Genomic DNA, 10,077 nt, shown 5'->3' with positions numbered 1-10,077 from the left:
GGCAAGCGGAGTTAAACATGAGATTTCCGTTGTGGCGGCGGCGCGATGAAGAGCTCGACGAGGAGATCCGCGCGCACCTGGAGATGGCGGTGCGCGACCGTATGGAGCGCGGCGAGACGGCTGAGCAAGCCAGGCGGGCGGTACTCCGCGAGTTTGGGAATGTCAGTCTAATCAAGGAGGTCACCCGCGACATGTGGGGTTGGGGATGGCTCGAACAACTTGCACAGGACTTGCGCTACGGTGCGCGAATGCTCATCAAACGGCCCGGCTTTGCGCTGGTGGCTGTCTTGACGCTGGCCCTGGGGGTCGGCGCCAACACGGCGATCTTCTCGGTGGTCAACGCCGTGTTGCTGCGCCCGCTGCCATACGCCGAGCCGCAACGGTTAGTCTTCATCTACGACTCCTGGCCGGGGGGCCTACTTCCGAAGTCCCCACTGATGGAGGCCGAATTCCTGCGCCTGCGCGACGAGGCGCGCTCACTTGAGCAGGTGTCGCTCTACACCACGGCCACCCTGACGCTGACCGGCGCGGGCGAGCCGGAGCGCCTCACCGGCGGGACCGCCTCGGGTGATCTCTTCGCGGCGCTCGGCGTGCCGGTGGCGCTCGGTCGCACCTTCATGCGCGAAGAGGAGCCGCGCGGGCAGGGGCATGTGGTGATTCTCAGTCACGGCTTTTGGGAACGGAAATTCGCCGGCGACCCTGGAATCATCGGCCGGGCGCTGACGCTTGACGGTCGCAGTTACACGATCATTGGCGTGCTGCCGCAGGGCTTCAAGTCGCCGCCCGAGATGCAGGCAGATAGCGCCATCGAGCTGTGGCTGCCGCCCGGCTATAACCTGGCCGGGCCCTGCTGTAGCCACGGACTGAACGTCGTCGCCCGTCTGCGCGGCGGGCAGACGCTTGCGCAGGCACAGGCTGAAGCCGACACCATTATGGCTGGCGTAAAGCAGGATTATCCGGACGGTTTCCCGAAGGATGGGATAAAGCGCGCCGTGATTCGCCCGCTCGAACAAGAGATTGTCGGCGATCTGCGCCGCCCGCTCTGGGTGCTACTGGCCGCCGTCCTCTTCGTCCTCTTAATCGCTTGCGCCAACGTCGCCAACCTGCTGCTCGCGCGCAGCGAGGCGCGCCAGAAGGAGATCGCCATCCGCGCCGCGCTCGGAGCAGGGCGTGGCCGCATCGTTCGCCAGTTGTTAGCCGAGAGCTTGCTGCTGGCCATCATCGGGGGCGGTATGGGACTGCTCCTGGCTTCGTCGGGGTTAAGACTGCTCCCCCTCATAGGGTCGGAAAAGATCCCCCGCCTCCAGGAGGTTACGCTCGACGCGCGGGTGCTTGGCTTCACGCTGCTCGTGTCACTACTGACGAGCGTGGTCTTCGGGCTGGTGCCGGCTTACCAGGCCGTCAAATTTGATCTGCAAACGGCGCTCAAAGAGGGCGGGCGCGCGGCGGCATCCGCCAGAGGCCGCAGTCGCCTACGCGCCGCGCTAATCGTCGCCGAAGTGGCGCTCTCGTTGGTGCTGCTCGTCGGCGCCGGCTTGCTGATTAAAAGCTTCTGGCGGCTGCGACAAATCGACACAGGGTTCAGGGCGGAGCAGGTGCTGACCATGCGGCTCTTCCCGCCGGCCTCAGCCTACCCCGATGACCAGCATGTTGCGGCATTTTACGAAGAGGTGCTGCGGCGGGTGCGGTCGCTGCCCGGCGTTACGGACGCGGCGGTCGTTGACGCCGTGCCTCTCGGCGACAGGAGCGGCGGCACGGTGATGGAGGTCGAGGGGCGGCCGGTTGAGCTGAGCGCAATGAACGCCGCCGGGTGGCGCGTCGTATCGCCAGATTACTTCCGCACGCTGGGAGTCCGGCTGGTGAAGGGGCGGTTCCTGGAGGACGCGGACCAGGGCAAGGCGAAAACGGTCGCGGTGATTAACGAAACTCTGGCGCGCACTCACTGGCCCGATGAAGAGCCGCTGGGTCGGCGCATCCGCTTGCTCAATCGTCCCCCGGGATCTGCTACGACAGCTTTCCTGACCGTGGTCGGTGTTGTGGCCGACGTGAAGAATGATGACCTGACCGCAGCGGCGCGGCAGGAGGTGTATGTGCCATTGCGGCAGCGCGAGGCCGCCATAGACGGTATGGGCTTAGAGCGCCAGATGTCTTTGACGGTGCGCACCTCGGGCGAGCCGCTGGAGTTGGCGAAGGTGATCCGGCAAGAGGTCGGGACGCTTGACCCCAATGTCCCGGTCGCCGGCGTGCGGACGATGGAGCAGATTCTGGCGACCGTCACCGTACAGCCGCGCTTCAACATGATTCTGCTGGGCATCTTTGCCGCCGTGGCGCTGGCGATGGCGTCGGTGGGCATCTATGGCGTGTTGTCGTACGCGGTGACGCAGCGGACCCATGAAATCGGCATCCGGCTGGCGCTGGGGGCGCGGCAGGGCGACGTACTAAAGATGGTCGTCAGCCAGGGAATGGTGTTGGCGCTGACTGGCATGGCGATTGGCGTAGCGTCTTCGTTCGCCCTGACCCGCCTGATGACGGGCTTGTTGTATGGCGTGAGTGCGACTGATCCGATGACCTTCGCAGCAATCGCCTTGCTGCTAGCCGGGGTGGCGCTGCTGGCGTGTTATCTGCCGGCGCGGCGCGCCAGCAAAGTCGATCCGATGATCGCTCTGCGATACGAGTGAGCCGGTTGCAAATCCTCCTTCGGAGGACGATAGGGTGATTGGTCTTTGGGCCAGCGCCTATGGGGTGCGAGTCGGCGGGAAATGGGTTTTGTAATCCGATTAACCTTGATCGAGCACGCGGGCGCGGACGCGCTCGTAGGCGCGATTTCCGAGGATCGTTTTCGCGGCGTTCAGTAGCCCTGCGCGAGCGCGCCGCGCCGCCAAGCCTTCGCCGCGCACCAGTCGCGCAAAGGTGCCGCCGTCGTAATCGCGCAGCACGGCGACGCGCGCCAGGTTCAAGCGGCTGCTGGCCGGCGTGTTTGCGCCGATGCGGCTGGTGGCAACAGACCTGTAACCGGCTCTGGCAGCCCATTGCGCGACGCGGCGGCTATAGCGCCCGCCGGGACATGAAAAATGGACGATCTCTGTGCCGGTGATCTGCTCAAGGCGCGCTTTCGCTTCATTCACCTCAACCCGCAACTGCGCGTCGTCGGCTTCATCAAGGTAGCGGTGCGTCATCGAGTGGCAGCCGATCTCGAAACCGGCTGCGCTCAACTCGCGCAGTTGCGCCGCTGACAGATAGCCGCGCTGACCGACGCGCCCGGCGATGACATAGAAGGTTGCCTGAAAGCCAGCCGCGGCTAGTAACGGCGCGGCGATGAGCGCATCGGTTTCGCAGCCATCGTCGAAGGTGATGACCGCCGCCGGCCCGGCTTGACTGCCGGCCAGCCATTGACCGACGCTCAGGCCGCCATAGCCATCGCCCCGCAACTGTCCAAGCTGATCGCGAAACGCCGCCTGGCTGACGACATAGCGCACATAGCCCGGCTCGGCGTCGCAGAGCGCGCGGCCCGCGGCTTCGATCTCGTGGTACATCAGAAAAGTCGTGCGCTGGTTGGTCATTAAAAGATTCGCCGGAGCTGGGCCTTGACGGGCGCGGGGACGCGCAGGCCGACGCGGTCAATCAGTTTCTTAGCTCGCTTGATTAACTGTCGCCGTTGAGCGTAACGCCGGTTCTCGTTGCCAAAGCGCGCCAGCAGCTCGGCAGTCAGCTTTCCGCTCGACGGCAATTCGGCGTTGTCTTTCATCGCGAAATAGTCGCCGCGCTCAAACGCGCTCAAGACCGCTTCGCGCTCGGCACCCATCACCTGTAAGCAATTGAACAGGCCGCGATGCTGGCGCTTCCAATGCAAATCCTGACCATAGAAAGCGCGCATCCGCGGCGCGCGTTGTTGCAGGCGATTGAGCAGCGCGAAGGTCTGCGGGCGCGGTGCCATGCGGCCATCATATTTCGAGTTCCAGGTTTCGATGCCGTGCGGCAATTCGTCAAACGATTCAATCCACTCGAAGGCGCTGTCCATCGGGTGAGCAATCACCGCCACGCCGCCTTCGTCTTTGATGTGACGAATGACGGCTTGCGGGTCGGTCGCTGCGGTCCGCCGCGTGACGCCGAAGCCCAGCACGTGCATGCGACGATCACAGTTGAACTCAAGCCCGGCGACGAAACGGAAACGCTCGTCCGAAAGCTGCGCGCATTCGGCCGTATAGTCGGCGAGTTTGGCGGCGTCAAAGTCTTCGGCGTGATCGGTCATCAGCACAAAGCCGCAGCCGAGCGCCGCGTAGACTTCGCGCAGCTCGGCCAGTGTAAACTCGCCATCCGAGTAGGTGCTGTGAACGTGGATCGCCCCTTTAATCATTACGCCGTCGCTCATCTCAAATCACCGACTGTGATGCGGCCGCCGCGCGGTCGTCAGGTGTCTCGCGCCGGCTTGCCCGCTTCTTCAATCCCGCCGGCAAGCGCCGCATTAGAAAGTCGAGCCAGTCGCCAAGCTCGGGCAGCGGATCGCGCCGCGTGAAATTATCGTGCAGGGTGCCGCGCACGGGAATACAAATCTTCGCAAGCGTCGCGAGCCTCGAAGGGAACGCGCCGGGATAGCCCGCGGGCGCGCCGCGCAGCACTTCGATCAAGTGACGAAAATCACCGAGCAGCCAGCGGCAGCGCAGACCGACTCGATAATCGAGACTCATCTCGACATCGCCGCGCTCGGCCATCTCGGCGAGCCGCGCCGGAAAGTCTGCGCCGGCATAGACCGACAGCGCCAGCGAATTCCAGAAGCGTCCGTTGACTTCCATAAAGACCGGCGTGCCGTCGGCGCGCTGGCGAAACTCGACCATCGCGACGCCGTGCCAGCCGAGCGCGCCGAGGATGGCAAGCGCGGCTTCTTTGACTCGCGCGTCGGGGCGGACGCTCTCGCGCAAGGCGCTTCCCGATCCCGTAGGCCGCACGTCACGCAAGCGGCGATGCGCGAACTCCATTCGCAATTCGCCGTGGTTCATCAAAGCGAAATAGCCCGCGCCCGTGCCTTCGATGAATTCCTGCGCCAGCACCGCCGAGCAGCGCCGGCTGATCGTTTCATAAGCGGCGATAAATTCATCGGCAGTGCGCGCGTAGAGCGGCGCGCCGGTCGCCGTGACCTGGCCCGCGGCGTTGACTTCTTCAGAAGAACGCGGCTTGAGAACCACAGGGTAAGGCAGCGAGGCGGCAAGGCGGCGCGCTTCGTTGATGCAGGTGACGGCGACGGTTTGCGGTGTGCAAACGCCGAGCGAGCGGGCGAGCCGCGTTGTCTCCTGCTTATCAAAAGCCCGCAGCACTGTCGCGTGTGGCGGCAACACCATGCGCCCGCCAACGGCTTCAATCAGGTCGCGATGCGGCGACAGCGGCAGCGTCGTGCGCTCGGTCATCGGCAGCACCAATGTTCCCGGCTCGCGTCCGGCGATGGCGGCGATGCAACGGACAAAAGCAAGCGCGTCTTCTTGCGGCGCGGGATAGGTGAAGCGACTCGACGCGTCGCGTGACCAGGCGGCTTTCGACCACGACGTGCTGGCTCCGACCATGACGGTGTGGCCGGCGCGCGCCAGTGACCGCACGGCAGCGACCGCGTGATTTTCATTACCATCGAGGACCAGTACTCTCATAAGCTAGGGGCTATCGCACCCACACGTCGCGCTTGCCGACGATGAAGTAAAAGAGGCCGACGAGCGCCGCCGCGTTCATCACCGAAAAGACATAAGCGAAATTCAAGAGCCGCACCTTGCGCTGGCGCTTGAGCAAGGCCGCACCGGCAGCGACGCACGCATAAAAGATCATCTGCGCCGCAAGCATTGCGCTGTAAAACAGGCTCGCGCCTTGCGCGGTGATGATCGCTACATTGACGGCAAACAGCAGCACAAAGAAGATCGGCGCGACAAGGCGCATCAGCTTGTGCGAATAGAATTGCAACAGCAAGCCGCTGGTCGGCACCAGCAATCGCGGCATCAACTGGCAGAGCTGATAATTGCCCGTGAGCGTCCGCACTTTGCGGGCGAACTCGCGGCGCGCCGAGCCCGCGGCCTGGTCGTAAGCGCGGGCCGCTTCTTCAAAGACAACCCGGTGCCCGGCCATCGCGATGCACATCGGCGTGTAGACATCATCGAGGATGGTCATCGGCGGCAGCGGCTGCCACAGCCCTTTGCGAATGGCGTAAATCGCCCCGGTCGCGCCGATCACCGAGCCGACGCGGCTCTCGCTCTTGCGAATCCACTTTTCATACTTCCAGTAGAGGCCGACCGATTCGCCGACGCCACTGCCGCCATCAAGCAGCAGCTCGCCCGACACCGCGCCGACTGTCGGATCAGCGAAGTTGGCGACCAGCTCGCGAATCGCCCGCGCTTCAAAACGCTGGCGCGCGTCGGCAAAGACGATGACTTCGCCGGTCGCCAGCTCGACGCCGACGTTGAGCGCCGTGGCTTTGCCCATCTGCCGCTCGTAGGCGAAGACGCGAACGCGCTCAGAGACAAAGCGGCGGGCGATGTCGGCGGTCAGGTCGGTCGAGCCGTCCGAGATGAGAATGATTTCGAGCCGTTCGGGCGGGTAATCGCAATCGAGCAGGTTGCGCAGGCGGGCTTCGATGCGGCGCGCTTCATTGTGGCAGGCGATGATGACGGAAACATGCGGCGTGGCGGCGGCTTTGTTGACGGCGCGGCGGCGGCAGCGCGCCACCAGCCACACCAGTAACGGGTAACCCAGATAGGTGTAGAGAATGGCGGTGATCGAAAACCAGAAGAGCAATCTCAACATCGCGCGCCTCGCCTCTTTCACGTTCATGAAATGACGAAGGCGGCGCGAATTCCACGGCAAGGGCTGGCAGGATAGCCGCCGCCGCTTGCCGGCTCACCTGCCCGAAGTGGCGGCGCGGGCGCTCTTTTGCAAGCCGATCAGTTGCGGCAGCTTCGTAGGGCCGAAGGCGACGTTATGCTCGGCATCAAGCAAGAGCCGCTCGCCCTCGAATCGAAACGTCAGCGTCGAATAGAAGGGCGTTTCATAAGCGACGATCTTGACGGTGAAGACATCGTCGGCCGTCCACGCGCCGCTTGCGGCAATCAGCGGATGCGCCGGCACGCTCAGGAAGCGGTCGAGCCCGTTAGCGAACCCGCGACTCTTCGCCCATGCGGCGCGGCCTATGGGCGTCCGCGTTTCTCCGCCCGCCGTGCGCACGACGAGCGCCGCCGACCCGGCGTTGAAATCGAGCGCCACGGCCTGAATGCCGCGCTCGTTTTCGGGGAACTCGTACCAGCGCCCCGATACTTTGGCGACTGTCGGCGCGGTGGGCTGGCCGGCGGGGAGCTTCACGGTCAGGCCAGCGAGCTTCGATTCCAGCTTGCGCCGCGTCGCGGCATCTTCAGGCAGCGGCCCGGCTTTCATCGCCGGCAGCAGCTTGTCCCAAACCAGGTTCATGACGCGCTGCATATCGCGCACGCCGCTGGTGATCGCCACCACGGCGTCGAGGTCGGGCAGAACGATGCAGTACTGCCCGAATGCGCCGTCGCCGCGATAAGCATGATGACGGCAGCGCCAGAATTGATAGCCGTACCCTTGATCCCAGTCGCTCGTCGGCGACGAGCCGTTCGCGGTTTGCAGAGCCGTCGCCTGCTCGACCCAGGCGGCGGGGATGAGCTGTCGCCCCTTCCACATGCCTTTCTGTAGGTAGAGCTGACCGAAGCGCGCGATCTCTTCGGTGCGCACCATCAAACCATACGCGCCCGCCGTAATGCCCTGCGGGCTGGCGACCCAGGTGGGGTTGTCGAAGCCGAGCGGCTCGAACAGCCGCGGGCGCAGGTAATCAAGCACCGTCATGCCTGTGACCTTCTGCACGATGGCCGAGAGCATGTAAGTCGCCGGCGAGTTGTAGACAAAATGCGTGCCCGGCTTGAACGTCACGGGATGGGCGAGAAAGGTCTTCGTCCACGGCTCGGCGTTTGCGCCCGTGGCGTTGATCTGGATTTGCGGTTCGGTCTGCTGCCCGGTCGCCATGCGCAGCAGGTCGCGCACACGCATGGCTCGCAGGTTGGCCGAGGGCTGCGCCGGCGCATCTTCGGGGAAGAACTTCAGCACTTCGTCATCGAGGCTGAGCTTGCCATCATTGATGGCCAGCCCGACGGCTGTCGAGGTGAAGCTCTTGCTCAGCGAGTAGAGGATGTGCGGCGTCCCGGCGGCGTACGGCCCCCACCAGCCTTCGGCGACGACCTGCCCGTGACGCACCAGCATGAAGCTGTTCATCGCATCGATCTGCTGATCCGCCGCTTCGACGAAATCGAGGATGGCAGACGACGAGATGCCTTGCGCTTCGGGGCTGCTGCGCGGCAGCGCCGCCGACGCCGCGCGCTTCGGGATAACCGAAGGCGCGGCATTGGCGGCAAACAGGGTCAGGAGACAGGCGAGCGTCACGGCGCCGCGCCAGAACGGGCGCGCCGGAAAAGCAGGCATGTTTGACATGCGACCCTCCGTCGAGATGGCAAACGGGCAACAGGCCGTCATTGACGGCCCGCGCCCTTTTTGTAATTCGGCAGAGACCAGCCGAGCTGTTCCGTTCCAGCGATACCTCAATGCCGCGAGGCGGGAGGCATCGGACACTGACAGGTGTTATTCATCAGATTCTGATCGGTGATCTGACAAGTCATCAACCCTGAAATGATGAGGGTTGCCGTGCCACGCTTCACCGACAGGTCCGCTGTCATCTGGACCCGCCGCTGCTGCTTGGTATGCGAGATCGTCACCGTGCAGCCGCGCACCGTCAGGGTGCCTGTGCCGGTGGCGACCACCACGCCGTTGCAGCAGAACTGGTAATCACCCGTCTGCGCGTTGAACAGGCAGGTATTACCCGCGTTGGTCTCATCCTGCAAGCACCCCGACCAGAGGTTGACCGGGAACGAACAAGTGGTGGTGTTGCCCGCCGCGTCGGTCGCCGTGCAGGTCACGCTCGTCGTCCCTAAGGCGAAGACCGACCCTGACGGCGGCACGCACGCGACGCTTGCTCCCGGGCAGTTATCGCTCACCTGCGGCAATGAATAATTGACGGTCTGCGTCGTCGAAGGCGGGCAGTTCATGGTGGTCACCGTGGTGATCGCCGCGGGACAGCCGTTGGTGAAGACCGGCGGCTGCGTGTCAGTCACCTTGACGATGAAGCTGCACGCCGCGTTGGGCGCAACCCCATTGGTCGCCGTACAACTCACGGTCGTCTGGCCTACGGGGAAGCTGGCTCCCGACGGCGGCGCGCAGACCACCGTCGGCGTCGGAGCCCCGGTAGCCGTCACCGTGTAGTTGACCGTGGTCCCACACTGCCCGGTCGTCGCAGGGGCGACCACAGGGCTTGTCGGACAGGTGATCGTCGGCGAGGTGCCAACGTTGATCGTCACTTGAGCGAACGAGTCCGGGCACGGCGGATTGGAGATCGTCCAGCGCAGCACAATCGGCCCGGCTCCGCCCGTATGCGTGAAGGTGGCGTTGGGCGTCATCGCATTGGGGTTGAAGGTGCCCGTGCCGCCACTCTGCACTGTCCAGATTCCCATACCTGAGGTTGGCGTGTTGCCGCCGAGCGGGGCGGTCGTGCCGCCTGGCACGATGGTCTGATTTGGCCCTACCGTCGCCGTTGTCGGCGGCGGCGTCGCGGTGACCATCGTCGCTGCTGAAGGAGCACTGCTGCACCCGTTCGTCGTCACGACCACGGTGTAGCTCCCACTTGCGGTGGCGTTGTAGGTATTGCCCGTCGCGCCACCAATCGGGTTGCCATCCTTGTACCACTGATTGCCGCTCGCACTGCTTGAAGTGAGCGTGACGCTGCCGCCCTGGCAGAAGGTCGTCGGGCCGCCCGGCGTGACCGTCGGCGTTGAAGGAATCGGGTTGACCGTAACGGTCGTTGCCGACGAAGCGGCGCTGCTGCAACCGCTCGCCGTCACGATGACCGTATAACTGCCGTTTGCGGTGGCGTTGTAGGTGTTACTTGTCGCGCCGCCAATCGGGCTGTTGTTCAGATACCATTGATTGCCGCTGGCGCTGCTCGATGTCAATGTCACCGAGCCGCCCTGGCAGAAGGTCGTCGGGCCG

7 protein-coding genes are annotated in these 10,077 nt (G+C 64.4%); 1 reads left to right on the top strand and 6 read right to left on the bottom strand.

What is annotated here, in order from left to right:
• Positions 1-17: 17 nt before the first annotated feature.
• Positions 18-2,678 carry an ABC transporter permease gene (locus VJ464_30750; protein ID HKQ09541.1) on the top strand — a complete coding sequence of 887 codons (2,661 nt, stop codon included), beginning with the start codon at positions 18-20 and terminating at the stop codon, positions 2,676-2,678.
• A 99-nt stretch (positions 2,679-2,777) separates the two neighbouring features.
• On the opposite strand, the gene VJ464_30745 is transcribed toward VJ464_30750, so the two are convergent.
• The 6 genes from VJ464_30745 to VJ464_30720 all read right to left on the bottom strand — a co-directional run.
• Positions 2,778-3,560: a polysaccharide deacetylase family protein gene (locus VJ464_30745; GenBank protein HKQ09540.1), complete on the bottom strand. Its 783-nt coding sequence runs from the start codon at positions 3,558-3,560 to the stop codon at positions 2,778-2,780.
• Positions 3,560-4,369: a hypothetical protein gene (locus VJ464_30740; GenBank protein HKQ09539.1), complete on the bottom strand. Its 810-nt coding sequence runs from the start codon at positions 4,367-4,369 to the stop codon at positions 3,560-3,562. The genes VJ464_30745 and VJ464_30740 overlap by 1 nt, the downstream gene beginning before the upstream one ends.
• A gap of 1 nt (position 4,370) precedes the next feature.
• Positions 4,371-5,633 (bottom strand): hypothetical protein, encoded by a 1,263-nt coding sequence (locus VJ464_30735; protein HKQ09538.1) that lies wholly within the window; start codon positions 5,631-5,633, stop codon positions 4,371-4,373.
• A 10-nt stretch (positions 5,634-5,643) separates the two neighbouring features.
• The gene (locus VJ464_30730) at positions 5,644-6,774 is read right to left on the bottom strand and encodes a glycosyltransferase family 2 protein (GenBank protein HKQ09537.1); all 1,131 of its coding nucleotides are present in this window, start codon (positions 6,772-6,774) and stop codon (positions 5,644-5,646) included.
• Positions 6,775-6,867: 93 nt separating this feature from the next.
• Positions 6,868-8,469 (bottom strand): serine hydrolase, encoded by a 1,602-nt coding sequence (locus VJ464_30725; GenBank protein HKQ09536.1) that lies wholly within the window; start codon positions 8,467-8,469, stop codon positions 6,868-6,870.
• Between the two features lie 107 nt (positions 8,470-8,576).
• A partial coding sequence (locus VJ464_30720) for an HYR domain-containing protein (protein ID HKQ09535.1) occupies positions 8,577-10,077 on the bottom strand: 1,501 nt, incomplete at its 5' end.

The organism is Blastocatellia bacterium, from assembly GCA_035275065.1.
Classification (GTDB): domain Bacteria; phylum Acidobacteriota; class Blastocatellia; order UBA7656; family UBA7656; genus DATENM01.
This window is presented reverse-complemented; position numbering and strand designations above follow the sequence as displayed.

What these genes read in the sequence shown, in the direction of transcription:
- VJ464_30750 (HKQ09541.1), top strand. Translation starts at nt 18, where the DNA reads ATGAGATTTCCGTTGTGGCGGCGGCGCGATGAAGAGCTCGACGAGGAG.
- VJ464_30745 (HKQ09540.1), bottom strand. Translation starts at nt 3,560, where the DNA reads ATGACCAACCAGCGCACGACTTTTCTGATGTACCACGAGATCGAAGCC.
- VJ464_30740 (HKQ09539.1), bottom strand. Translation starts at nt 4,369, where the DNA reads ATGAGCGACGGCGTAATGATTAAAGGGGCGATCCACGTTCACAGCACC.
- VJ464_30735 (HKQ09538.1), bottom strand. Translation starts at nt 5,633, where the DNA reads ATGAGAGTACTGGTCCTCGATGGTAATGAAAATCACGCGGTCGCTGCC.
- VJ464_30730 (HKQ09537.1), bottom strand. Translation starts at nt 6,774, where the DNA reads ATGTTGAGATTGCTCTTCTGGTTTTCGATCACCGCCATTCTCTACACC.
- VJ464_30725 (HKQ09536.1), bottom strand. Translation starts at nt 8,469, where the DNA reads ATGTCAAACATGCCTGCTTTTCCGGCGCGCCCGTTCTGGCGCGGCGCC.